General features: G+C 66.5%; 24 protein-coding genes. 15 read left to right on the forward strand and 9 right to left on the reverse strand.

Annotated features, from left to right (window positions below):
* Positions 1 to 44: 44 nt before the first annotated feature.
* The 10 genes from HELO_RS14545 to HELO_RS14590 all read left to right on the forward strand — a co-directional run bounded on the left by HELO_RS14545 (position 45) and on the right by HELO_RS14590 (position 7,640).
* On the forward strand, positions 45 to 449 hold the full coding sequence (locus tag HELO_RS14545) for a VOC family protein (protein WP_041602174.1): 405 nt from the start codon (positions 45 to 47) through the stop codon (positions 447 to 449).
* A 179-nt stretch (positions 450 to 628) separates the two neighbouring features.
* Complete coding sequence (locus tag HELO_RS14550) at positions 629 to 1,852, forward strand: ABC transporter substrate-binding protein (protein WP_013333406.1); 1,224 nt, start codon at positions 629 to 631, stop codon at positions 1,850 to 1,852.
* Between the two features lie 18 nt (positions 1,853 to 1,870).
* On the forward strand, positions 1,871 to 3,577 hold the full coding sequence (locus HELO_RS14555; protein ID WP_013333407.1) for an ABC transporter permease: 1,707 nt from the start codon (positions 1,871 to 1,873) through the stop codon (positions 3,575 to 3,577).
* A complete protein-coding gene (locus tag HELO_RS14560; RefSeq protein WP_013333408.1) occupies positions 3,574 to 4,206 on the forward strand; it encodes an ATP-binding cassette domain-containing protein in 633 nt (210 codons plus the stop codon). The genes HELO_RS14555 and HELO_RS14560 overlap by 4 nt, the downstream gene beginning before the upstream one ends.
* A gap of 130 nt (positions 4,207 to 4,336) precedes the next feature.
* Entirely contained in the window at positions 4,337 to 4,630 is a 294-nt protein-coding gene (locus tag HELO_RS14565) for a BufA1 family periplasmic bufferin-type metallophore (protein WP_013333409.1), read from the forward strand.
* Between the two features lie 52 nt (positions 4,631 to 4,682).
* Positions 4,683 to 5,555, forward strand: a complete 873-nt coding sequence (gene bufB, locus HELO_RS14570; RefSeq protein ID WP_013333410.1) for an MNIO family bufferin maturase — start codon at positions 4,683 to 4,685, stop codon at positions 5,553 to 5,555.
* Entirely contained in the window at positions 5,552 to 6,304 is a 753-nt protein-coding gene (locus tag HELO_RS14575; RefSeq protein WP_013333411.1) for an HvfC/BufC N-terminal domain-containing protein, read from the forward strand. The genes bufB and HELO_RS14575 overlap by 4 nt, the downstream gene beginning before the upstream one ends.
* Positions 6,301 to 6,768, forward strand: coding sequence for a DoxX family protein (locus HELO_RS14580; protein ID WP_013333412.1), 468 nt, complete (start codon positions 6,301 to 6,303; stop codon positions 6,766 to 6,768). The genes HELO_RS14575 and HELO_RS14580 overlap by 4 nt, the downstream gene beginning before the upstream one ends.
* A 78-nt stretch (positions 6,769 to 6,846) precedes the next feature.
* Entirely contained in the window at positions 6,847 to 7,449 is a 603-nt protein-coding gene (locus tag HELO_RS14585) for a sigma-70 family RNA polymerase sigma factor (RefSeq protein WP_013333413.1), read from the forward strand.
* A complete protein-coding gene (locus HELO_RS14590; RefSeq protein ID WP_041602175.1) occupies positions 7,443 to 7,640 on the forward strand; it encodes a zf-HC2 domain-containing protein in 198 nt (65 codons plus the stop codon). The genes HELO_RS14585 and HELO_RS14590 overlap by 7 nt, the downstream gene beginning before the upstream one ends.
* Before the next feature lie 41 nt (positions 7,641 to 7,681).
* Here HELO_RS14590 and HELO_RS14595 read toward each other — a convergent pair whose 3' ends face one another.
* The 8 genes from HELO_RS14595 to doeA form a co-directional block, all read right to left on the reverse strand.
* The gene (locus HELO_RS14595; RefSeq protein ID WP_013333414.1) at positions 7,682 to 8,359 is read right to left on the reverse strand and encodes a haloacid dehalogenase type II; all 678 of its coding nucleotides are present in this window, start codon (positions 8,357 to 8,359) and stop codon (positions 7,682 to 7,684) included.
* Positions 8,360 to 8,494: 135 nt separating this feature from the next.
* A complete protein-coding gene (locus HELO_RS14600; RefSeq protein WP_013333415.1) occupies positions 8,495 to 9,439 on the reverse strand; it encodes a cyclodeaminase in 945 nt (314 codons plus the stop codon).
* Positions 9,440 to 9,498: 59 nt separating this feature from the next.
* Positions 9,499 to 10,497 (reverse strand): hydroxyectoine utilization dehydratase EutB, encoded by a 999-nt coding sequence (eutB, locus tag HELO_RS14605; protein ID WP_013333416.1) that lies wholly within the window; start codon positions 10,495 to 10,497, stop codon positions 9,499 to 9,501.
* Between the two features lie 111 nt (positions 10,498 to 10,608).
* Positions 10,609 to 12,018, reverse strand: coding sequence for an aspartate aminotransferase family protein (locus HELO_RS14610; RefSeq protein WP_013333417.1), 1,410 nt, complete (start codon positions 12,016 to 12,018; stop codon positions 10,609 to 10,611).
* Between the two features lie 247 nt (positions 12,019 to 12,265).
* Positions 12,266 to 13,747 carry an NAD-dependent succinate-semialdehyde dehydrogenase gene (locus tag HELO_RS14615; RefSeq protein ID WP_013333418.1) on the reverse strand — a complete coding sequence of 494 codons (1,482 nt, stop codon included), beginning with the start codon at positions 13,745 to 13,747 and terminating at the stop codon, positions 12,266 to 12,268.
* Between the two features lie 280 nt (positions 13,748 to 14,027).
* Positions 14,028 to 14,504, reverse strand: a complete 477-nt coding sequence (locus tag HELO_RS14620) for an Lrp/AsnC family transcriptional regulator (RefSeq protein ID WP_013333419.1) — start codon at positions 14,502 to 14,504, stop codon at positions 14,028 to 14,030.
* 21 nt (positions 14,505 to 14,525) lie between these two features.
* Positions 14,526 to 15,554, reverse strand: a complete 1,029-nt coding sequence (gene doeB, locus HELO_RS14625; protein ID WP_013333420.1) for a N(2)-acetyl-L-2,4-diaminobutanoate deacetylase DoeB — start codon at positions 15,552 to 15,554, stop codon at positions 14,526 to 14,528.
* Between the two features lie 9 nt (positions 15,555 to 15,563).
* Positions 15,564 to 16,763, reverse strand: coding sequence for an ectoine hydrolase DoeA (doeA, locus tag HELO_RS14630; protein WP_013333421.1), 1,200 nt, complete (start codon positions 16,761 to 16,763; stop codon positions 15,564 to 15,566).
* A 206-nt stretch (positions 16,764 to 16,969) separates the two neighbouring features.
* On the opposite strand from doeA, the gene ehuR reads away from it, so the two are divergent.
* The 4 genes from ehuR (at position 16,970) to HELO_RS14650 (ending at position 21,333) form a co-directional block, all read left to right on the forward strand.
* Positions 16,970 to 18,376: a MocR-like ectoine utilization transcription factor EhuR gene (gene ehuR, locus HELO_RS14635; protein ID WP_013333422.1), complete on the forward strand. Its 1,407-nt coding sequence runs from the start codon at positions 16,970 to 16,972 to the stop codon at positions 18,374 to 18,376.
* A 20-nt stretch (positions 18,377 to 18,396) separates the two neighbouring features.
* Positions 18,397 to 19,320, forward strand: coding sequence for a 2-hydroxyacid dehydrogenase (locus HELO_RS14640; RefSeq protein ID WP_041602636.1), 924 nt, complete (start codon positions 18,397 to 18,399; stop codon positions 19,318 to 19,320).
* A gap of 115 nt (positions 19,321 to 19,435) precedes the next feature.
* A complete protein-coding gene (locus HELO_RS14645; protein ID WP_013333424.1) occupies positions 19,436 to 20,005 on the forward strand; it encodes a nicotinamidase in 570 nt (189 codons plus the stop codon).
* A complete protein-coding gene (locus HELO_RS14650) occupies positions 20,002 to 21,333 on the forward strand; it encodes a nicotinate phosphoribosyltransferase (protein WP_109637705.1) in 1,332 nt (443 codons plus the stop codon). The genes HELO_RS14645 and HELO_RS14650 overlap by 4 nt, the downstream gene beginning before the upstream one ends.
* A gap of 63 nt (positions 21,334 to 21,396) precedes the next feature.
* On the opposite strand, the gene HELO_RS14655 is transcribed toward HELO_RS14650, so the two are convergent.
* Entirely contained in the window at positions 21,397 to 21,954 is a 558-nt protein-coding gene (locus HELO_RS14655; RefSeq protein ID WP_013333426.1) for a DJ-1/PfpI family protein, read from the reverse strand.
* Between the two features lie 191 nt (positions 21,955 to 22,145).
* On the opposite strand from HELO_RS14655, the gene HELO_RS14660 reads away from it, so the two are divergent.
* Positions 22,146 to 22,808, forward strand: coding sequence for a ubiquitin family protein (locus HELO_RS14660; protein ID WP_013333427.1), 663 nt, complete (start codon positions 22,146 to 22,148; stop codon positions 22,806 to 22,808).
* Positions 22,809 to 22,852: the final 44 nt, after the last annotated feature.

Genomic DNA, 22,852 nt, shown 5'->3' on the forward strand with positions numbered 1-22,852 from the left:
TTTCCACTATACGTTTCAACCTCGACCGCGCACAAGGAGGCCCCATGCAACGCCCCGCTCCGTTCAACGGCATGCGCCATATCGCCCTGCAGGTTCAGGATCTCGAAGCCTGTGAACGCTTCTACGTCGAGATCCTGGGCATGGACATCCTGCGGCGCGCCCATGCCGACCTGGTCTACCTGACGCTCGGCAACGACAACGTCTCCCTGGCCCGCGCCAAGCAGGACACCGGCGGCGACCCGCAACGCCTCGACCATCTCGGTTTCGTCGTCGACGAGCGCGACGACATCGACGCCTGGCACGACTACCTGGTGTCGCAGGGCGTCGAGGTAGTGCGCGGCCCTCACGACCATGCCGACGGCGGGCGCAGCCTCTACTGCAAGGACCCTGACGGCAACACCGTGCAGCCGCTGTTCCATCCCAGCGTCTCGGGACAACGCCTGAGCTGAAGGCCCCTGAAGCGACGCGACGCACAGCATTCAAGCAGCTCTCTCTCGTGGCGGCCCATGCCGCCTCACCCCTGCATGCCTGGCATGCTGGCTCGTTGGCGCCCCGTTTTCGGCGGCGCCCTTTTTCTTTGCCCCGCAGCGGTTACCATCAAGGGACTCCCTCGACCAGGATGCCGCCGATGCCACGCCGTTTCGCCCTAGCCCTAGCCCTCGCCCTGGCCGGCGCCGCGCTCGCGACGAGCCTGGCCGCCGACGACACCTCGCCGCTGAATGCCTCCTGGTCCGCCATCGAGCGCCAGGCCCGCGGCCAGACCGTCTACTGGAGCGCCTGGGGCGGCGATCCCGCCATCAACCGTTACATCGGCTGGGTGGCCGGGCGGATGGACGAACGACACGACCTGGAGGTCGTGCACGTCAAGGTGGACGACATCGCCACGACGATATCCCGGATCGTCGCCGAACAGGCCGCGGGCAACGACGCAGCGGGCGCCGTCGACCTGATGTGGATCAACGGCGAGAACTTCGCCGCCATGAAAGAACGTGACCTCCTGTTCGGGCCCTTCGCCCGCCGACTGCCGAACTTCGCACTGACATCGCCCGACGACAATCCCGAGATGCTCACCGATTTCACCCTGCCGACCGAGGGCTACGAGTCGCCCTGGGGCAAGGCGCAGCTGACCTTCTACCACGACACCGAACGCGTCGCTGAACCACCGCGCAGCTTGTCGGCATTGCTGTCCTGGGTCCGCGAGCATCCCGGGCGATTCACCTATCCCCTGGTGCCCAACTTCCTGGGCAGCACCTTTCTCAAGCAGGTACTGCTCTCGCAGGTCGAAGACCCGTCAGTGCTGGCCGAACCGGCCTCGCGTCACGACGTCGAGGCCGTGACGGCACCGCTCTGGGACTATCTCGATGCCCTGCATCCCCACCTCTGGCGCCAGGGGCGACACTTCCCCTCCGGCGGCCCCGAACTCAAGCGCCTGATGGGCGATGGCGAGCTGTCGCTGGCCTTCACCTTCAACCCCGCCGAGCCGGCCGCCGCCGTGACCGCCCACCAGTTGCCGCCGAGCACCCGCAGCTACGTGCTCCAGGGCGGCACCCTCGGCAATGTCCATTTCGTGGCGATTCCCTTCAACGCCCGCCACAAGGCTGGCGCCATGCTGCTGGCCAACTTCCTGCTGTCGCCCGAGGCCCAGGCCCGCAAGCAGGATATCGATGTCTGGGGCGATCCCAGCGTACTCGACATGCGCCGTCTCGATGCCGACGAGCGTCAGGCGTTCGAGGGCGAGCGTCATCCCGCGAGCCCGCCTCCCGAGGCCTTGCAACGCACCCTGCCCGAACCCCACCCGAGCTGGGTCGAGGCCCTGGAAGCACAGTGGCAGGCGCGCTATGGCAACGGCTGAAGCGAGGACGAGAGCCCAATGCCGAGCTTCGTGACGGCGATACGCGCCGCGCCCGCCATGACCCTGGCGCTGTTGATCCTGCCGGTCCTCCTGGGACTGGCCGGCGTGATCGCCCCGGCCTTCGGCTGGCATCCGGCACTGGGCGGCGAGACCTGGACGCTGAACCACTGGCGGGCGCTCGGCGACACACCAGGCCTGGTCGAGATGGGGCGCCTGAGCCTGTTCACCGGAATCGCCAGCGCCCTGGCGGCGTTCGTCAGCGTGGCGCTGTGCCTGGCCACCTTCCTCGAGACGCGCTTCTTCGGCACGATACGCCGCCTGCTCTCGCCGTTGCTGGCGGTGCCCCACGCAGCGGCCGCCATCGGGCTGGCCTTTCTGCTGACGCCCTCGGGACTGGCCAGTCGCCTAGTCTCGCCCTGGCTCAGCGGCTGGAGCCAACCGCCCGACTACCTGTTTCCCGGTGACGAGGCCGGCCTGGCCCTGATCCTCGGGCTGACGCTCAAGGAGATTCCCTTCCTGCTGTTGATGAGCCTGGCCGCCCTGCCCCAGTGCCGGGCCGGGGAACGCCTGATGATGGCGCGCGCACTGGGCTACGGGCGGCTCAACGGCTTTCTCAAGGGCGTGATGCCGGCCCTGTATCCGCTGATCCGGCTGCCGCTCTACGCGGTCATCGTCTTCGCCACCGCCAACATCGAAGTGGCCATGATCCTCGGCCCCTCGACGCCACCAACCCTGGCCGTGGCCGTGGTGCGCTGGCTGGGGGATCCCGACCTGACAATGCGTTTCCAGGCCGCCGCGGGGGCGCTGCTGCAGATCGGCGTCACCGCCGCTGCCCTGCTGATCTGGTGGCTGGGCGAACGGCTGGTCTCGCGGCTGGGAGCCGCCTGGCTGCGCGATGGACACCGACGACGCGGCGAATACCTGGGGCGAAGCCTCGGCGGCCTGGTGACCTGGCTGGCCATCGGTGTATTGCTCGCCGCCCTGGCGGGCCTCATCCTCTGGTCGCTGGCCGGTTACTGGCCCTTTCCGGACGCCTGGCCCGCCACGCCGACGCTGCATGCCTGGCGACAGGCCACCATGGGCCTCGGGGCATCCCTCTCGAGTACCGTCACCATCGGACTGGCCGCCACCGGCATCGCCCTGGCGCTGACCCTCGGCTGCCTGGAGGCCGAAACCCATCGTCGACGGCCGCTGGGCGCCGGCGCTCAGTTGATCCTCTACCTGCCCTTGCTGGTCCCCCAGGTGGCCTTCCTGCAGGGGCTCGTGCAGTGGCAGGCCCAGATGGGGCTCGCGCCCGGCTGGCCGGTGGTCACCCTGGGCCATGTCCTGTTCGTGCTGCCCTATACCTTCCTGTCGCTGGCGGAAAGCTATCGCCGCCAGGATCCCCGCTGGCGCCAGGTCGCCGCCACGCTCGGCGCCTCGCCCGCCAGCATCTTCCTGCGCGTTCGCCTGCCCATGCTCGCCGCACCGATCCTGGTCGCCGGCGCCGTGGGCTTTGCCGTCAGCGTCGGCCAGTACCTGCCGACCCTGCTGCTCGGTGCCGGACGCCTGACCACCCTGACCACCGAGGCGGTGAACCTGGCCAGTGGCGGCGATCGACGGCTCACTGCCGTCTACGCCCTGTACCAGCTCGCCCTGCCGGCACTGGGCTTCCTGCTGGCCACGGCCCTGCCCCGCCTGTGGTGGCGAGACCGCCGCCAGATGCTCTCCGGAGACGCCGCATGACCACCGCCCCCTTGCGACTCGACGAGATCGTCATCACGCATGAAGGAAAGCCCTTGATCGAGGTCTCGGCCCGTATCGAACCCGGCGAGATCCTGACCCTGATGGGGCCGTCCGGCGTCGGCAAATCGACCCTGCTGGCCCATGTCGCCGGTTTCCTGCCGCTCGGCTTTCGCGCCTCGGGCCGCATTCGACTGGGCGAGACCGAGCTTGGGCGGCTGCCGCCGGAACGTCGCGGTCTCGGCCTGCTGTTCCAGGATCCCCTGCTGTTTCCCCATCTCGATGTGGGCGGCAACCTGGCCTTCGGCATGCCGGCCGGCGGCGCACGTCGACAACGCCGCAGCGAGGTGGAAGCGGCACTCGACGACATCGGCCTCGCGGGTTTCGCCGAACGCGACCCCGCCACCCTTTCGGGCGGTCAACGCGCACGGGTCGCCCTGATGCGGGTCCTGCTCGCCCGCCCCCGCGCCATGCTGCTGGACGAGCCCTTCTCCAAGCTCGATACCACCTTACGCGACGAGATGCGTCGCCTGGTATTCGAGCGCATCAGGCGCGACGCTCTGCCGACCCTGATGGTGACCCATGATCGCGCCGATGCCGAGGCCGCCGACGGGCCGATCATCGAACTGTGAGGCGCCGACCACCGCGACTTGCATGGCATCTGTAAGGTTTCGCCGCCTGCTCCGACACAACAATGCCCATCGACGTATCGATCCGATGCCCGAGGGCCACCAACAACGCAAAAATGCACGGAGACAGACCATGAAACATTCCATGCTGATGGCTGCCGTCATCACCACCGCCATTGCCCAAGCCGGCGCCATGGCGACCACCTACGCCGGCGACGAAGAATCCGACGAGCAGGCCATGGAAAAGTGTTATGGCGTTGCCCTGGCCGGCCAGAACGATTGCAAGGCGGGCCCCGGCACGACCTGCGCCGGTACGTCCACCGTCGACTATCAGGGCAATGCCTGGAAACTGGTTCCCGAGGGCACCTGCACCAGCATCGAAACCCCGCATGGCAACGGCAGCCTGACCGAGATCGACCGGCCCTGATTCTGTCCAACGGCTCGCCCTCCGGGGCGGGCCGCGACTCTGGAGACCTCATATGTCGATGGATGTCACTGGCCTGCCATGGGCCGCTCAGGGTATCGGCCTCAAGCATCAGCACGTTGCGGAGCTCCTGGCACAACGCGCCGACGTCGATTTCCTGGAACTGCACGCCGAGAACCACATGAGTGCGGGAGGTCCGTTCCGCGACGACCTCGCCGCCATCGCCGAGCGCTATCCCCTTTCGGTGCATGGCGTCGGCTTGTCATTGGGCAGCGCCGAACCGCTGGATACCGCCCACCTGCGCCGGCTCGTCCGTCTGGTCGACGAACTGCGCCCGGCGCTGGTCTCGGAGCATCTCGCCTGGAGCCGTCTGCAGGGAGACTGCTACAACGACCTGTTGCCGCTGCCGTTGACGGAGGAGAGTCTGGCCGTGGTGGTTCGGCATGTCGATGAAACGCAACAAGCGCTGGGGCGCCGTTTGCTGGTCGAAAACCCCAGCCTCTATGTGCATCTCGACAACACCCTGGAAGAAGCCGATTTTCTCGCCGAGCTCGTCGACCGGACCGGCTGCGGCTTGCTGCTGGACATCAACAACGCCTACATCAGCGCCCACAACCTCGGACGGGATCTCGATGCCTACCTCACCGCCTTGCCGCTATCGGCCGTGGGGGAATTCCATCTCGCCGGGCACCATCTCGATACCGATGTCACCCCGCCACTGCGTATCGACGATCACGGCAGTCCCGTCTCCGACGCCGTCTGGCAGCGCTATGCCCAACTGTCACGCTGGTTACCCCAGGTGCCGACCCTGATCGAGTGGGACGCGCGCATCCCGGCCCTGTCTCGCTGGCTCGAGGAAGTCGACCTGGCGCGCTTTCACCATTCCGCACATCGAGTGCCGGCCGCCACCGCGGAGGGCGGATCATGACCTCCCTGGCCGAGTGGCAGCAACGCTTCGCCGAGGCCCTGCGGGCTCCCGACGCCGCGGATAGCGGCCCGAGCCGGCAGCAGGGGTTCGCCGTCTATCGCAACAACGTCAGGCAGAGCCTGATCGAGGCGCTGGCCGCAACCTTCCCGCATACCCGCACACTGCTTGGCGAACGCTTCTTCACCTCCGTGGCGAACGATTACGCGCGCCATCATCTCCCCGATGAGCCACGCCTGATCCGCTACGGGTACCGCTTTGCCGACATCCTCGACAGCCTGCCGGCGATGGCCGATTACCCCTATGTCATCGACATCTGCCGCCTCGAGCGCGCCCGGCTCGATGTCAGCCATGCCGCCGCCGCACCGCCGCTGGATGCCGAACGACTGGCCCGGGCGCATGACCCTGACGCCCTCCAGTGCAAACCCTGCCCCGCCTCGCACCACCTGATCGGACGTCATGACGTGCTCGACTTGTGGCAAGCCCTGGAACGGGGCGAAGCCGGCGCCCCTGTCGGGGCCCGGGGCCAATGGCACTGGCTGCTGGTACGCCACGGGCGACGTGTCGACATCCAGCCGGTCACGCCGACCTGTGGAGCGCTCTATCACGCCCTCGAGGCCCGACCAGCCCTCGGCGAGGCCCTGGCGGCCTGCAGCCAGCGCCATGGTCAGACCGAAACCGGCGAGGCGCTCGGCACGCTCATCGGCCTCGGTGCCCTGATGCGGCTCCATGACGAGGAGGCACCATCATGAAGCTTCACTTGCTCAAGCCCCTGGCAGGCTATTATCGACACCTGACACCCTGGCTGGACCACTTGCCCCTGGATGCGGTCCTGCTGCTGATGCGTGTCGTCCTCGGCAGCGTCTTCTTCCTCTCGGCCCTGACCAAGGTGGATGCCGGCGGCATCAGTCAGAGCACCTTCTTTCTGTTCGCGAATGAATACGACCTGCCCTTGATTCCCCCTGTCCTGGCGGCATATCTGGCCACGATCGCCGAGTTCAGTCTGTCGCTGGCATTGTGGACCGGCCTCGCCACCCGGCTCGCCGCCACGGGACTGCTGTGCATGACCCTGGTGATCCAGGTCTTCGTCTATCCCGGTGCCTGGGTCACTCATGGGCTCTGGGCCAGTAGCCTGCTGGTTCTGATACTACGCGGCCCGGGCATCGTCTCCCTGGACTGGCTGGTCAGCGCCTGGCTGTCCAGCACACGGCGTTGACGTCACATTTCGTTTACCCTTGTCGATGTATGGGCGCGATGGACGGTCCGATGACATCCCACGACAAGGGGGCGACTCGTGAACGACGGAACTGAGACCATTGCCGACGATCAAGGGTATGGAAAACGACTCGAGGCCGTGCGGCCCCGCCTGGTGTCCTTCGCCCTCCTGCATCTACGCGACAAGGCCCGGGCCGAGGATACCGTTCAGGACGCCCTGGTGACCGCCATGGAAAAGACCGACACCTTCTCCGGACGCTCCGGATACGAAACCTGGGTATTCGGCATCCTCAAGCACAAGATTCTCGATGCCATGCGCGACCAGCGCAGCAGCGGCCAGTGGCAGCCGCTGGATGACGAGCCCCGCGACGATGTCATCGACCGGCTCTTCCAGCGGAACGGGCGCTGGGAGCCTCACGCCCGTCCATCCTGCTGGGGAGATCCCGCAGCCACGCTGGAGAACGAAAGCTTCTGGCAGGTCTTCGATACCTGCATGATCGGCTTGCCGGACAACCTCGCCCGAGTCTTCTCGCTGCGGGAGCTGATGGGACTCTCCACCCGTGACATCTGCCACGAAACCGGCATCAAGGAAAACAACTGCTGGGTGATGCTGCATCGGGCCCGGCTGAGGCTGCGTACCTGTATCGAAAGTGGCTGGCTGACGGAGAATCCCCAATGCTGATGTGCAAAGATGCCACCCGCCTGATGTCGATGAAGCGCGACCGCGCCCTGACACTCCGCGAGCGCCTGTCGCTACGCTTCCACCTGACGATGTGCAGCGCCTGTCGCGAGTGCGACCGACAATTCGGGCTGCTGCATCAAGCGGGTCGACACTTCGAGCCCCCGGCGGAAGACCACACCGCCGGGCACTGAGCGACTCATCTCTCGGGGGTTTCCTTTTCGGGGCTGGCAGCTCAATTCAAGTAGTCGACCAATCCCTCGAGATCGGAAACCGTGATGTCGGGATCGATGCCCCAGGAATCGAAGGGCGCCTCCGGGCTGCGCCGGACCCAGGCGGCATGCAGCCCGGCATGGCGCGCACCGATGACATCGAAGGCATTGCTGGAAATCAGCCAGGTATCGCCGGGCTCGACCTCGAGGCGCTGACGCAGATGGGCATAGACCGCCGGGTCCGGCTTGAAGCGCCGGACCTCTTCGACGCTGACGATATCGGCGAAATACTCGCTCAGGCCGGCACCCTCGAGCAGCCCGCTCACCGCCTCGCGACTGCCGTTGGAAAAGGCCACGCAGGTGACATGGGTCTCGGCGAGACGGGCCAGTGCCGCCTTGACATCGTCAAAGGCGGGCAGGCTCGCATAGGCGCCCATCAGGTGTTCCCTGTCGGTATCGGACAGGCCGACGCCCAGCACCCGATCGGTGAAGTCCAGTGCCTCCCGGGTACAACGCGCGAAATCCACATAGGCGCCCATCAGCCCCCGCCGAAAGCTGTACTCCAGCTGCTTGTCGCGCCAGCGCCGCGAAAACTCCATCGCCATGGACGGATCGCCCAGGCGGGACTGCAACTCGGCGACCACGCCATGCGTATCGATCAGGGTGCCATAGACATCGAAGGCCAGTACGCGCCTGCTCATCACGATCTCCTCGACAAGGGGTTGATGCGGATGTCCTCAAATTCAAGATTGGTCGCTTTGCCCATCATCGGCAAGCTCGATGACAGATGCCACACCCGATGACAACGGGGCTCGCCAGGCTTCGTTCGAAGCCTGCTACCCCGACAACCGGGTCAGGGCGTAATCGGCGATGGCGGTATCCTGCACGCCGGTGCCGGTGAGGTCACAGACCGTGATGGTGGCTTCCGACAGCCGCAGCATCTCACGGGCCGCAATCACCTGCCCCAGTTCGTGAACCTTGAAAGGCGTTTCACGACCGGCGAAGGCCTTGAGTTCGCCGTTGACCTCGCTCTGGGCCCGCGTATCGCAGACGAAGGCATCGGCACGGGTCAGTACCGTGGTATCCAGTTCACGCTTGTCGGGGCTGTCGGCGCCCATGGCGGTGACATGCACGCCATCCGGCAGATCCCGGGCCCGCAACAGCGGCTCCCGGGACGGCGTGGCGGTAACGATGATGTCGGCCCGCTCACAGGCCGTCGGTATATCGTCGTGCACCTGCACCTCCAGGCCACGACCGCGCAGCGTTTCGGAATATGCCTCGGCGGCTTCGCGGCGCCGAGCCCAGACATCGACGACCCGGATATCGCGCACCAGACGCAGCGCCTCCACCTGCCGCTCGGCCTGCTCACCGGCACCGAGCACGGCCACGCGATGACTGTTCTCCCTCGCCAGGTGCCTGGCGGCGATGGCGCCGGCCAGGGCCGTCCTGATCATGGTCAGATAGCCCTCGTCGAAGAGTACCGCCTCCACCAGTCCCGTCCTGGCGGAGAACACCATCATCAGGCCGTTGAGGCTCGGCAAGCCGAGCCGGGGATTGTCGAAGAAGCCCGGGCTGACCTTGATGGCAAAGCGCTCGGCGCCGCGAATGTGCGCCGTCTTGACGTCGACCTCGCCGTTGGCCTCCTCGATGGCCATGGACAGGATCGGCGGCTGTACCACCTCGCCCCGTCCCAGGGCGGCGAAGCCGGCCTCCACCGCCGCCAGCGCGTCATGATCGAGGGTCACGGCTCGGGAGATGGCATCGCGCTGATAAAGCTGCATGGAAAACCTCCAGGGGAGAAGAAAGAGCGCAGAGTGAAGAATGACTCAAAGCCCGAAGCTCATCGTCCCGCCAGGACTCGGGCACGATCAAGCGTTTCCAGCGACACGCCGTTGCCGGAGAGCACCAACGCCACCTTGCGACCGCGTACGTCCAGCTCGTGTTCATTCAGGGCCGCCAATCCCACGGCGGCAGCACCCTCGACGAGCAGTTTCTCGTGTTCGAGCAACTCGACCATGGCCGTGGCAATGGCTCGCTCGGAGACGCGCCAGTGCGAGTCCATGACCTCGCGCACCAGCGCGAAGGTGCAGCGATTGTCCAGCCCGATGCCACCGCCCAGCGAATCGCCGAGGCTCTCGACTTCCTCGACCGCCACCGGATGACCGGCCAGCAGGCTGTCATGCATGGCCGCGCCTTGCGACAGGCTCACGCCGGTCACCTCCAGCGAGGGACGGATGGCCTTGAGGGCAGCGCCGATGCCACCCAGCAGCCCTCCCCCGGAAAGCCCCACCAGCACGTGATCGAGATCCGGCGCATCTTCCATCAACTCCACGCCGATGGTGCCCTGGCCGGCAGCGATCAAGGGATCGTCGAAGGGCGGAATCGCCACCATCCCGTCTTCGGCCACCAGCCGCTCGACCTCACCGAAGGCCTCGTCCTGGCTGTCTCCGACGCGCCGCACCTCGGCGCCCAGGGCCTCGACGGCCGCAACCTTGTTGTCGGGCACCCGACGCGACAGACAGATCACCGCCGGCAGGCCTAGCCGTGAGGCAGCATAGGCCACCGCCCGACCATGATTGCCCGTGGATGCGGTGGTCACGCCCGCCGCCAGCGCCTCGCGGCCGTTGCGTTCCAGCAAGGCTGCGATCATGTTGGCGACGCCACGCAGCTTGAAGGCACCGGTGGGCTGCAGGGTCTCCAGCTTGAGCAGAATCTCGGCATCGAAGCGTCGCGACAGGGCCTCGGAGCGCACCAGCGGCGTGCGCGCCGCCTGCCCGGCGATACGCCGACGCGCCGCGTAGATTTCGGCCAATGTCACGCCATGTGCAGGCTTCGACATCTCACCTCCTCTCTCCTCGCGGATCATGCAACGCCAAAACACAATCGCCGCAGGGAAAACCCTACGGCGATTATTGTCACATCGCAGTGACCTTCAACGCTTGCACCAGCTTCAGGCGGCCTGGATGGCACCTTCCCGCGTCAGCGCATCGGTCACCTTGTTCACCGCCCGCTCGGTGCGCGCGACGATCTCGTCGACTTCCTCGCGAGTGGTGGTCAGCGGCGGCGCGAAGCCGAGGATATCGCCCTGCGGCATGGCGCGTGCGATCAGGTCTTCCTCGAGGGCGGCGGCGGACATGCGCGGCCCGACCTTGAGGGACGGATCGAAGTGACGACGCGCCGCCGGGTCGACGGAAAACTCCAGCGCCGCCATCATGCCCACGCCACGCACCTGGCCGACGACCGGATGGTCGGCGAAGGCAGCCTTCATGCGCTCCTGCAGGTAGGCGCCGGTCTCGGCGGCGTTGGCGGTGAGGCCTTCGCGTTCGATGATCGCCAGGTTGGCCAGCCCGGCGGCACAGCCCAGGGCGTGGCCGGAATAGGTCCAGCCGTGGCCGATCGGGCCGTATTCGCCGGTGCCCTGCTCGAGCACTTCCCAGACGCGGTCGCCAACGATCACCCCGGAGAGCGGCTGATAGGCGCTGGTCAGGCCCTTGGCGATGGTGATCAGGTCCGGCTTGATGCCGTAGTGATGGCTGCCGAAGTCGCTGCCCGTGCGACCGAAGCCGCACACCACTTCGTCGGCGATCAGCAGCACGTCGTACTTGGTCAGCACCGCCTGGATCTCGTCCCAGTAGCCTTCGGGCGGCGGCACGATGCCGCCGGTGCCGAGCACCGGCTCGCCGATGAAGGCAGCCACGGTGTCCGGTCCTTCGGCCAGGATCATCTCCTCCAGCTTGGCGGCACAATGCTTGGAGAACTCGCGCTCGGTCATGCCTTCCTGCTCGGCGGCACGATGATAGTAGTACGGCGCCTCGGTGTGGCGGATCGTCTCGATCGGCAGGTCGAAATGATCGTGGAACGCCTTCAGCCCGGTCAGCGAGCCGGAGGCGATGCCGGAGCCGTGATAGCCGCGCATGCGCGAGATGACTTTCTTCTTCTGCGGGCGGCCGAGCACGTTGTTGTAGTAACGCACGATCTTGAGCTGGGTCTCATTGGCGTCGCTGCCGGACATGCCGTAGTAGACCTTGGACATGCCGGGGCCGGCCAGCTCGAGGATCTTCTCGGAAAGCGCGATCTGCGGCTCGTTGGAGTGGCCCACATAGGTATGGTAGTAGGACATCTCCAGGGCCTGCTGATAAATCGCCTCGGCGACCTCGCTGCGGCCGTAGCCGATGTTGACGCAATACAGGCCGGCGAAGCCGTCGATGAACTCGCGGCCGTCCTTGTCGACGATCTTGATGCCCTTGCCGCCGGTGATCACCCGGCCCGGCGCGTCGCCATGGGCGAAGTCGCGCAGGTGGGTGGAGGCGTGGAAGGTCACCTTGCGGTCGCGATCGATCAGATCCTTGTGAGTGGTCATGCGCTTCTCCAGTAAAGCTCCCCGGCTCCGCCGGAGAGAAGGTTCATCGAATTCGGTTTGTCCCGGCGATTCCTGAGCTCGGCGACTCGGCAGCAGGTTACGCAGTACTCCAGGCGAAAGAGCTCTGCGAGCGAAGGCCTGACCAGGCGGGCCCGACGGAGAACAGCGGAGTTTACTGGCCGTAAATGAGCATGTTCGATGTCGGGCCCAACGCCGTCAGGCCGAGCGCAGCTAGCTCTCGGAAAAGCTAGCTCCCGGAAACGGAGCCCAGGGCACCCAAGCAGTAATACTTCGTCTCCAGATACTCATCGATACCGGTCACGCCACCCTCGCGGCCCAGCCCCGACTGCTTGACGCCGCCGAAGGGCACGGGCGGACCGGTCATCTTCACCGAGTTGACCGAGACCATGCCGTACTCCAGCGCCCGCAGCAGTTTCCAGATGCGACGGATGTCGTGGGTGTAGACATAGGCCGCCAGGCCGTACTCGGTATCGTTGGCCATCTCGATGACTTCGTCGTCGTCGCGATAGGACGTGATCCCCGCCACCGGCGCGAAGTTCTCCTCGCGCCACACCTGCATCTCCGGCGTCACACCGGTGAGCAGGGTCGGCATGAAGAAGTTCGGGCCGGGCGCCTCACGCTGGTCGCCCGCCACCAGGGTGGCCCCGCGAGACAGTGCGTCGTCGACGATGGCCGAGGCCTTCTCGACCGCCTGGCCGTGGATCAGCGGGCCCAGATCCACTTCGCTTTCCAGGCCGTTGCCCACGGTCAGCGCCGCCATGCGTTCGGCGAACTGCTCGACGAAGGCGTCGTGGATCGACTCGTGGACCAGGATGCGGTTGGCCGCCAGGCAGTCCTGGCCAGCGGTCTGGAACTTGGCCGCCACCGCCGCGAAGGCGGCTTCCCGCGGGTCCATGTCCGGCCCCACGATGAAGGGGGCATTGCCGCCGAGCTCCAGCGACACGCGCTTGACGGTGTTCGCGCTCTGCTCCAGCAGCAGGCGACCGACCCGGGTGGAACCGGTGAAGGACAGCGCCTTGATGCGCTCGTCATCGCACAGCAGCTTCGACACCTCGGCCGCCTCGCCCAGCACCACGTTGAACACCCCGGCGGGGATACCGGCGCGCTCGGCCAGTTCGGCCAGCGCCAGCGCCGAATAGGGCGTTTCGTGGGCCGGCTTGACGATTACCGGGCAGCCGGCAGCCATGGCGGCGGCGGCCTTGCGGGTGATCATCGCCAGCGGGAAGTTCCAGGGCGTGATCAGCGCGGCGATGCCCACCGGCTCCTTGATGGTACCCAGGGCAGCGTTGGGGATATGGCTGGGGATGGTGTCGCCGAAGGTGCGCTTGCCTTCCTCGGCGAACCAGCGCACGAAGCTGGCACCGTACTCGACCTCACCACGGGCATCGGGCAGGGGCTTGCCCTGCTCCAGGGTCATGATGGTGGCCAGGTCCTCGCGGTTGGCCTGCAGCAGGTCATACCAGGCCAGCAGACGCTCGCAGCGCTCGTCGGCGCGCAGCGCGCGCCACTGCACGAATGCCGCCTCGGCGGCGTCCACCGCACCCCGGATCTGCTCGACTTCCAGCACCGGGATATGGCCGATGGCCTCGCCAGTGGCGGGATCGAAGACGGCCTCCTCACGACCGGCATCGCCGTGAGTCCACTTGCCGTCGATATAGGCATACTGACGGAATAGTCGCAGATCGCTGAGTTGGTTGGACAGCGTCATAAGCACCTCCCCTGACGCGCCGACGTCCATGCGACGCCGACCATGAAAACAACCGCGGCTCCAGCCGCGTGATGTCTCCATGGTAAGGGAGATGAAGGGTCAGGACTTTTCGAAGCACGACGCTGGAAGGATGAGGATTTTTTTTCCGACGTGGGCAACTTGGTGTTTTTTCTGCAAGCCCGCCGGTTCTCTCACTTCCCTCTCACATGTCGTTAGGCGAGCTTTCGCGCACCGCGTCACGCAGCGATTTGCCCGCGCAGGCATTTACGCCGCATTTCCTTCACGTCGCGAGATCATCGATGGAAATACTCGCCGAAGGCCGTTTGACGGTCTTGGTGACGATGTAGGTGAAATAGCGCTCGATGCCGACGTCGGAGACCAGCCATTCATCGATCAGCCGCTGATAGGTATCGATCGTGGTCGCCTCGAACTTGACCAGGTAATCCACGCCTCCGCCGACGGCCACGCACTCGGTGACCTCCGGCGTGTCGTGTACCAGCGCCTCGAAGCGCGCGAAGCTCTCGGCATTGTGGGCCTTGAGTTCGATCTGCACCCAGACCGGAGTGCGCTTGACCAGCACATCGGTGTTGAGACGGGCGCCGTAGCCTTCGATGACACCGGCCTTCTCGAGGCGTCGTACGCGCTCCCAGCAGGGGCTGACCGAGAGGTTGATGGCCTCGGCCAGCTTCGATTTGGTGATACGACCGTCTCGGGAAAGGATCTCGAGGATCTTCAGATCATAGCGATCGAGCTTCATGGATCTACCTGATTGTCAGTTTCAGCCGAGCGACTCGACGACCTCGGCGATCACCGCAATGGTATCACCCATGTTGACACTGGCCGGGAAGCGACGTGCGGCCAGCACGCCGTCGCGTTCGGCCCGATACTCGACAGGCGCGACGCCACTGCGCGTCATGTCATAGACCCGGGCGATGACCTGCCCCTGTGTCACCGGATCGCCCAGTGCCACGGTCAGCTCGAGCAGGCCGGTGTGCTCGCTCTGCACATAGCAACTGGCATCGGGCATGTCGAGATAGATCTGGGGCTCGTCGGGCACCTGGAGTTCGCCCTCGACCAGGCCGTAGTGCACCAGGAAATTGTCGATGCCGCGCTCGGTGATGGCCAGGCTCTCGGGCGTCGAGGTGCCGCCGCCACCGAGTTCGGTGGCCACGAAGATCTTGCCCTGGCGCTCCACGGCGGTATCGAACAGCGCCTCGGCGTCGAGCTCGAACATCATGATGGCATAGGGCGCGCCGAAGGCCTTGGCCCCCTCCAGGGCACGACGTTGCTGCTCGGCGTCATCGAGCACGTGGGAGGCGGCGAACGGAATGATGTCCAGTGTTCGTCCGCCGGAATGCAGGTCGAGCACGACATCGCTCATCGGCACCAGCACGCGGGTGAAGTAGTCGGCGATCTTCTCGGTGACCGAACCGTCCGGATCCCCCGGGAAGCTGCGATTGAGATTGCCGCCGTCCATCGGCGAGGTCCGGCGGCCGGCCGTGCAGGCGGGCGTGTTCATCATCGGCACGATGATCACCCGGCCCTGGACGTCCTCCGCCCGCAACCGGCTGGAGAGTTTCTGCAGGGCGGTGATGCCTTCGTACTCGTCGCCGTGGTTGCCACCGGTCAGCAGCGCCGTGGGTCCTTCGCCGCGCTTGACCACGGTGACAGGAATCATCACCGCGCCCCAGGCGGACTCGTCATTGGAGATCGGCAGCTTGAGAAAGCCGTGCTGGACGCCATCGGCCTCGAAGTCGACGGTGGCGGAAATCGGGCTGGGCCGCTGCTGGCCGGGTTGCTTGCTCATGGTGACTCCTTACTTGACGAACAGCTGGCGCGGGAAGTCGGCCAGCGTCTCGCAACCGCTTTCGGTAATCAGGATACTCTCGGTGATCTCGAGGCCCCAGTCCTCCACCCACAGACCGGGCATGAAATGGAACGTCATTCCCGGCTCGAGGATCGTCTCGTCGGAGGGACGCAGACTCATGGTGCGTTCGCCCCAGTCCGGCGGATAACTGATGCCGATAGGGTAGCCGCAGCGCGCGCCCCCCCGGTCGAAACCGTACTTGTCCATGGCCGCACCCAGCGCCATGGCGATATCGGCCGTGCGATTGCCGGGCTTGGCCACCTCCAGGCCGTTCTCGATGCCCTCGAGCAGGGCCGATTCGGCACGCACGAACTCGGAGGGCGGCCGTCCCAGATAGACGGTGCGCGACATCGGCGCGTGATAGCGCTTGTAGACCCCGGCGATCTCGAAGAAGGTTCCCTCGCCCTCGCGGAACGGCGAATCGTCCCAGGTCAGATGGGGCGCCGCCGCATCCTTGCCCGTGGGCAGCATCGGCACGATGGCCGGATAGTCGCCGCCGAACACCTTGCCCTCGGGCGATGTCCAGCCCTCGATGCCGACCCGGTAGATTTCCGACACCAGCTTGCTCTTGGGCAGGCCCGGCTCGATGACCTCGAGGATGCGCGAATGCATGCCGGCGACGATCTTGCCGGCGACGCGCATATATTCGATTTCCTGGGGCGACTTGATGGCGCGACACCAGTTGACCAGCGAGTTGGCATCCGCGAAGCGCGCATGGGGCAACTCCCTCAGCAGGCACTGGTAGGCCTTGGCCGAGAAGTAGTAGTTGTCCATTTCCATGCCCACGACACCCTCGTGCCAGCCGCGATCGGGCAGGATCGTCTGGGCCAGGTAATCCATGGGATGCATGTCCGGATTCTGGACGTAGTGATCCGGGTAATAGGTGATGTTGTCCGGATCCATCCAGCAGGTACGCAAGGCGCCATTGGCGTCCATGCGTCGCCCGTACCAGACCGGTTCGCCCTCGAGGCCGAGCAGCACGCACTGATGCACGTAGAACGACCAGCCATCGTAGCCGGTCAGCCACGCCATGTTGGACGGGTCGCTGATGACCAGCACATCGATACCCCGGCTCGCCATTTCGGTGCGCACCTTCCATAGCCGGCCAGCATATTCCTCGCGGGTGAAGGGTAATGAAACCTGAATCATGAAATCGCTCGCCAAACGATCATGTCACCGATATCCGGCTGCCTCTTGCCCGAGGCACCGGGGCATAGCGCTAACTTGCCGACCGTGTCAGGGCCATGTTCATTGTCATGACATTTGTTAACATGTCTCATGACAATTACCGGCCAATATCGCTAGTCTGATACTATCACCACCACTTGGCGGGCGGTCAAAGGCTTTATTGAATCATGACAATCGACCTGACGCCTTATCTCTCCGAGACGGGCCCCAAGTACCTTGCCATTGCCCGGGCACTTTCCGAGGCAATTCGCCAGGGCGAGCTGACACCCGGCACCCGCTTGCCGCCGCATCGTCAGCTGGCCGACACCCTGGGCGTCAGCGTCCAGACCGTCTCCCGCGCCTACGCCCAGGCCGAAAAGATGGGGCTGGTCCAGGCACGTACCGGCAGCGGTACCTGGATCAATGCCCTCGACGATACCCGGGAATCCGCCTATCTGCGCAATTCCGAACCCCGTCCCGAGGATGCGCTGATCGACCTGTCGATCGCCCATCCGGTCTGCCCGCCGGGCCACCACCTGCGCTTTCGCGAAACCCTGGCCCTGCTCGCCGAGCAGGCCAGTCCCGATGTAGTGACCGCCAGCCGCCCGATCGCCGGACTTCCCCATCAGCGCGAAAGGGCCAGCGAATGGCTGTCCCGACGCCTCGGCGTCCCCGGCGACCCGGATGACCGCATCCTCTGCAATGGCGCCGCTCATGGCCTGCTGCTGGCGATCTCCACTATCGTCCAGCACGGCGATTTGGTGCTGACCGAGGCACTCTCCGATCATGGCCTGATCGCCTTGTCCCGCACCCTGGGCTTCCAGTTGCGCGGCGTGGCCATCGACGACCAGGGAGTGCTGCCCGAGGCGCTGGATATCGCCTGCCGACGCTTCAAGCCACGGGCCGTCTGCCTGACGCCCACCCAGCTCAACCCCACCGGCGCCACCATGAGCGAGGAACGCCGCGATGCCGTCGCCGAGGTGCTGGAGCGTCATGGTGTCTGGCTCATCGAGGACGATGTCCACGCCCTGCTCGAGATGCCCGGCCTGACGCCCCTCACCGCCCGAGTACCGCATCTGGGCTTTCACATCACCAGCCTGACCAAGGCCACGGTACCGGGCTTGCGCGCCGGCTACCTCAGCGTGCCGCGCGGACAGTTGCACCACACCTTGCCCCGCATGCGCGCCACCACCTGGATGGCCACGCCGCTGATCTTCGAGATCGCCGATACCTGGATCGCCGACGACACCCTGGAACACATGGCCAGCGAACAGCGCGAACTGCTCGCCGAACGCCAGCGCCTCGCTTCCCGGCTGCTGAGCGGCCACGCGCGCACGGCCCGTCCCACCAGCCTGCATGTCTGGCTGGCGCTCCCCACCGCCTGGCGCACCGAGGAGCTCCAGCAGCAGGCCGAACAGGAAGGCGTGGCCATCACCACCGCCGTTCCCTTCATGGTGGAGCAGACGGCGGCTCCCCGCCGGGTGCGCCTGAGCGTCGGCGCCGAGCCCGACATCGAGCGTTTCGAGGAGGGCCTGAAACGCCTCGCCGACTTGCTCGGCGAGGCGCCGCCCCCCATGATGCAATTCGTCTACTAGGCAAGCAGGAGCAGGACATGATGCGCGTACTCGTCCACCACGACCGCGCCGACGACTGGCGCGAGGCTCTGGCCCGGCGCCTGCCGGACGCCGAGATCCTGACCGGCGAGGCCAGTGCCGAGCAACGCCGCGACGTCGACTACCTGGCCGCCTGGAAGCCCCCGGCGGAACTGTTCGCCGAACTCGGTCGGCTCAAGGGCATCGTCAATCTCGGTGCCGGCGTCGATGCCCTGCTGAACAACCCCGCCCTGCCCCGCGACGTGCCCATCGTCAAGCTGCGCGATGCCGGCATGGCCGGCCCAATCGCCGACTACGTCCGCTACGGGGTACTGCACTTCCAGCGCGATTTCGATCACTACGCCCGCCAGCAGGCCGCCGGCGAATGGCGCGAGCGCCCCATGACCGACAAGGCGGACTGGCCGGTGGGCGTGCTGGGACTCGGCGCCATCGGCGCCAAGGTCGCCACCACCCTGGCCGCCGACGGCTTCCCGGTACATGGCTGGAGCCGTTCACCCAAGCAGCTCGACGCCGTGACCTGCCACCATGGCGAGGCAGGACTGGACACCCTGCTCGGCCAGGTACGCAGCCTGGTACTGCTGCTCCCGGACACACCCGCGACCCGCCACCTCATCGACACACGAACCCTCGGCCTGCTGCCCGAGGGCGCCAGTCTGATCAATCCCGGGCGCGGTTCGCTGATCGACGAGACGGCACTGCTCGAGGCCCTGGATGCGGGACGACTGCGCGGTGCCCTGCTCGATGCCTTCCCGGTGGAGCCACTGCCCGAGGACAGCCCGCTATGGTCGCATCCCCGCATCCTGATCACGCCGCACATGGCCGGCCCCACGCCCCTCGGCGATGCCGTCGACCAGGTCGCCGAGGCCTTGCGCGCCTTCGAGAACGGCACGCCCCAGCCGACCATCGATCCGGCGGCCGGCTACTGACGCCACGGCCTACACGAACACCCGTGCACGCGATACGCTGATGGATAGCGGGGGCGATAGCGACGCACGCCCTCATTGGCTGACACCCACCGATTCCCCGTGAAGGAGGTGCGCGATGTCTCAGCTCACCCAGGACTACGACCACCGCGATGCCCTGCTGGTGGTCGACATGCAGAACGACTTCTGCCCGGGCGGCGCCCTGGCCGTGGCCGGCGGCGACGCACTGGTTCCAGGCATCAACGCCGAGATGGACGCGGCGCAGCGAGCCGGCGCCCTGGTCGTCGCCTCCCGGGACTGGCACCCGGTGGACCATGCCAGCTTCGCTCATCGGGGCGGCCCCTGGCCGGTGCACTGCGTGCAGGACACGCCGGGTGCCGCCTTCCACGCCGACCTGGCGCTGCCCGAGACGACCATACGCGTCAGCAAGGCCACCGCCTTCGACCGCGATGCCTACTCCGCCTTCGACGACACCGGACTCGGCGACTACCTGCGCGAACGCGGGATCGAGCGCGTCACGGTCTGCGGCCTGGCGCTGGATGTCTGTGTCAAGGCCACCACGCTCGATGCGCTGCGCGAGGGATTCGCCACGCGCCTGCTCGAAGACTTGAGCGCAGCGGTGGATCCCGACGCCATCGAGGAATGTCGCGATACCCTCGCCGACGCCGGTGCCGAACTATGCCGATGAGCGCCCCGCTGACAGTGGAAGAGGACGAGCTGGCGCTGCTCACCGACCTCTACCAGTTGACCATGACCCAGGCCTACTGGCGCGAAGAAATGAACGCCCGGGCGACCTTCAGCCTGTTCTTCCGCCGCCTGCCGGCCGAACGCCGCTTCATGCTCGCCTGCGGCCAGCAGCATGCCGCCGAGCGGCTCAGCCGGCTACGCTTCGGCGAGCGCGCCATCGCGTGGCTGGCCGAGACAGGACGCTTCGACACGGCCTTCCTCGACTGGCTGGCGAACTGGCGCTTCGAGGGCGACATCTGGACCCTGCCGGAAGGCACGCCGGTCTTCGCCAACGAGCCCTTGCTGGAGGTCGACGCGCCCATCGCCCAGGCCCAGTTGCTCGAGAGCCTGGTCATGAACCTGGTGCAACTGGAGACGGTCCTGGCCTCCAAGGCGGTGCGACTGGTCATGGCTGCCCGGGGGCGCCCGGTGGTCGACTTCGGCCTGCGTCGCATGCACGGGATCGACGCCGCGGTACGCGGCGTGCGCGCCTACCGCACCGCCGGCCTGGCCGGCACCAGCAACGTGCTCGGCGGCCTGCGCCACGACCTGCCCCTCAACGGCACCATGGCGCACAGCTACATCCTCGCCCACGACAGCGAGCGCGAGGCTTTTCGCGCCTTCGCCCGCCACATGCCCGACACCACTCTGCTGGTGGATACCCACGACACCCTGACGGGCGTGCGTGAAGTCATCGACCTGCTGCACGAGGAACCCGACCTGCGCGTCGGCGCCGTCCGGCTCGATTCGGGCCGCCTCGAGGAACTGGCCCCCGCCGCACGCCGACTGCTCGATGACGCCGGCCTCGGCGACGTGAAGATCATCGCCAGCAGCGGCCTGGACGAGCATGCCATCGACGCCCTGTTGAAGGCCGACGTCCCGATTGACGCCTTCGGCGTCGGCACCCAGATGGGCGCCTCGACCGACGCCCCGGTCATCGATCTTTCCTACAAGCTGGTGGAATACGCCGGCAGGCCCCGGGTCAAGCATTCGCCGGGCAAGGCCAACCTGCCGGGCCGCAAGCAGGTCTATCGCCACTTCGACGCTGCCGGCTATTTCGTCGGAGATACCATCGCCGGCCGCGACGAACGGCTCGCAGACGGGACACCGCTGCTGGTGCGCAGCGTGGCGCAGGGCCAGCCCGATCCCGAGGTCATGGCACTGGCGGATTCCGCCCGGGAACGCGTGGCACAGGCCCGCCAGAGCCTCCCGGAAAGCCTCACCCGCCTCACCCCGGGCGACGAGGCTTACCCGGTGGCACTCAGCAAAGCCCTCGCCGCCCGGCGATGAGCCCAACGACCGGGGCCGCCAGAATCGGCGGCCCCGGCTACCCATCGGCGATGCAGCGGCGAATCAAAGCAGTTCGTTGAAACGCGCCAGCCAGGCCGGATGCGCCGGCCAGGCGGGAGCGGTCACCAGCTTGCCGCTGGTGATGGCTTGATCGACCTCGATCTGGGCATAGTCGCCCCCGGCCAGCGAAACCTCCGGCGCACAGGCCGGATAGGCCGAGACCCGGAAGCCCGAAAGGGAGATGGCAGCGGCCAGCAACTGGGCGCCATGGCAGATGGCGGCCACCGGTTTTTCGTGCTCGAAGAAGTGACGTACCGCCTCGAGCACGCGCTCGTCCAGGCGCAGATACTCCGGGGCACGCCCGCCGGGAATCACCAAGCCGTCATAGTCGGCCGCCGACACCTCGGAAAAGGTGGCATTGAGGATGAAGTCATGTCCGGGCTTCTCGGTATAGGTCTGATCGCCCTCGAAATCATGGATGGCGGTACGGATCCGATCGCCCTCGCGCTTGTCGGGACACACGGCGTCCACCGTGTGGCCCATGGCCTGCAGGGCCTGGAAGGGCACCATGATCTCGTAGTCCTCGACGAAATCGCCGGCGATGAGCAATAACCTGGCCATAGGGATGAACCTCCTCGGTGGATGGAGTGGCACTTCTGCCGCCAGCATAGGCCATGTTCGGCGAGGCGACGAGCGCATCGGGGCCAGGGCGAACCGCATGAAACTGGCCATGGCCGCCGGTTCTGCCTATCCTCGGGAACCCCGCGCCTCCCTTCGCGTTCCCAAGGCTGTCGACACCGAGAGGATCTTTCATGCCTGCCTTGCCGCTACGCCCCTCGTGGCTGCTGCTGCCACTGCTCCTGCTGCTTGCCGGTTCCGCCGCTGCCGCAACGCCACCGCAGCCATTCGATGCCCGCTACCACCTGCAGGTGTCAGGCTGGCCCGATGCCGACATCCAGCATCAGTTGCAGCGCACTGGTATCGGCTGGCAGAGCGAGATGAGTACCAAACTGCCGGGCATCAGTGGTCATGAGATGGGGCGCTTCCGTCTCGGCGAGGATGGCCGGGTTCACTCGTTCTACTACGCCTCGGGCTACTCGCTGCTGGGCATCCAGCGTTCCTACCGACTCGAGCGCGACGCCCTGCAGACATGGCCGGACCGCCAGAGCGCCCTTGTTGCCCTGTCCCGGCAGGCCATCGACGGGAACTGCACCTCGGACTGCCGGGTGCACTATCTCGACCATCGCGGGCGCGAGGAGCGCATCGACTACCGCCTCCTGGGACGCGAGACGCTGGATCTCCCCGCGGGCCGGTTCGAGGCGCTGCGCGTGGAAGTGACCGAGCCGGACGAACCGGACCGCCGCCTGGTCTTCGACTTCCTGCCTCGCCTGCCGGGATTGCTGCTGTCCGTGGCCTACTACCGCGACGGCGAGCGGCGCAGTCACCTGACGCTCACCCGCCTCGATTCGCCTTGATCGCCGGCCTTCCGCCACACCTCGAAAACGCCTAGAGTGGAGGA

The sequence above is a fragment of the Halomonas elongata DSM 2581 genome (genome assembly GCF_000196875.2).
GTDB lineage: Bacteria > Pseudomonadota > Gammaproteobacteria > Pseudomonadales > Halomonadaceae > Halomonas > Halomonas elongata.

Excerpts from the sequence above, each read along its gene's own strand:
- HELO_RS14545 (WP_041602174.1), top strand. The coding sequence starts at position 45 with ATGCAACGCCCCGCTCCGTTCAACGGCATGCGCCATATCGCCCTGCAG.
- HELO_RS14550 (WP_013333406.1), top strand. The coding sequence starts at position 629 with ATGCCACGCCGTTTCGCCCTAGCCCTAGCCCTCGCCCTGGCCGGCGCC.
- HELO_RS14555 (WP_013333407.1), top strand. The coding sequence starts at position 1,871 with ATGCCGAGCTTCGTGACGGCGATACGCGCCGCGCCCGCCATGACCCTG.
- HELO_RS14560 (WP_013333408.1), top strand. The coding sequence starts at position 3,574 with ATGACCACCGCCCCCTTGCGACTCGACGAGATCGTCATCACGCATGAA.
- HELO_RS14565 (WP_013333409.1), top strand. The coding sequence starts at position 4,337 with ATGAAACATTCCATGCTGATGGCTGCCGTCATCACCACCGCCATTGCC.
- bufB (WP_013333410.1), top strand. The coding sequence starts at position 4,683 with ATGTCGATGGATGTCACTGGCCTGCCATGGGCCGCTCAGGGTATCGGC.
- HELO_RS14575 (WP_013333411.1), top strand. The coding sequence starts at position 5,552 with ATGACCTCCCTGGCCGAGTGGCAGCAACGCTTCGCCGAGGCCCTGCGG.
- HELO_RS14580 (WP_013333412.1), top strand. The coding sequence starts at position 6,301 with ATGAAGCTTCACTTGCTCAAGCCCCTGGCAGGCTATTATCGACACCTG.
- HELO_RS14590 (WP_041602175.1), top strand. The coding sequence starts at position 7,443 with ATGCTGATGTGCAAAGATGCCACCCGCCTGATGTCGATGAAGCGCGAC.
- HELO_RS14595 (WP_013333414.1), bottom strand. The coding sequence starts at position 8,359 with ATGAGCAGGCGCGTACTGGCCTTCGATGTCTATGGCACCCTGATCGAT.
- HELO_RS14600 (WP_013333415.1), bottom strand. The coding sequence starts at position 9,439 with ATGCAGCTTTATCAGCGCGATGCCATCTCCCGAGCCGTGACCCTCGAT.
- eutB (WP_013333416.1), bottom strand. The coding sequence starts at position 10,497 with ATGTCGAAGCCTGCACATGGCGTGACATTGGCCGAAATCTACGCGGCG.
- HELO_RS14610 (WP_013333417.1), bottom strand. The coding sequence starts at position 12,018 with ATGACCACTCACAAGGATCTGATCGATCGCGACCGCAAGGTGACCTTC.
- HELO_RS14615 (WP_013333418.1), bottom strand. The coding sequence starts at position 13,747 with ATGACGCTGTCCAACCAACTCAGCGATCTGCGACTATTCCGTCAGTAT.
- HELO_RS14620 (WP_013333419.1), bottom strand. The coding sequence starts at position 14,504 with ATGAAGCTCGATCGCTATGATCTGAAGATCCTCGAGATCCTTTCCCGA.
- doeB (WP_013333420.1), bottom strand. The coding sequence starts at position 15,554 with ATGAGCAAGCAACCCGGCCAGCAGCGGCCCAGCCCGATTTCCGCCACC.
- doeA (WP_013333421.1), bottom strand. The coding sequence starts at position 16,763 with ATGATTCAGGTTTCATTACCCTTCACCCGCGAGGAATATGCTGGCCGG.
- ehuR (WP_013333422.1), top strand. The coding sequence starts at position 16,970 with ATGACAATCGACCTGACGCCTTATCTCTCCGAGACGGGCCCCAAGTAC.
- HELO_RS14640 (WP_041602636.1), top strand. The coding sequence starts at position 18,397 with ATGCGCGTACTCGTCCACCACGACCGCGCCGACGACTGGCGCGAGGCT.
- HELO_RS14645 (WP_013333424.1), top strand. The coding sequence starts at position 19,436 with ATGTCTCAGCTCACCCAGGACTACGACCACCGCGATGCCCTGCTGGTG.
- HELO_RS14650 (WP_109637705.1), top strand. The coding sequence starts at position 20,002 with ATGAGCGCCCCGCTGACAGTGGAAGAGGACGAGCTGGCGCTGCTCACC.
- HELO_RS14655 (WP_013333426.1), bottom strand. The coding sequence starts at position 21,954 with ATGGCCAGGTTATTGCTCATCGCCGGCGATTTCGTCGAGGACTACGAG.
- HELO_RS14660 (WP_013333427.1), top strand. The coding sequence starts at position 22,146 with ATGCCTGCCTTGCCGCTACGCCCCTCGTGGCTGCTGCTGCCACTGCTC.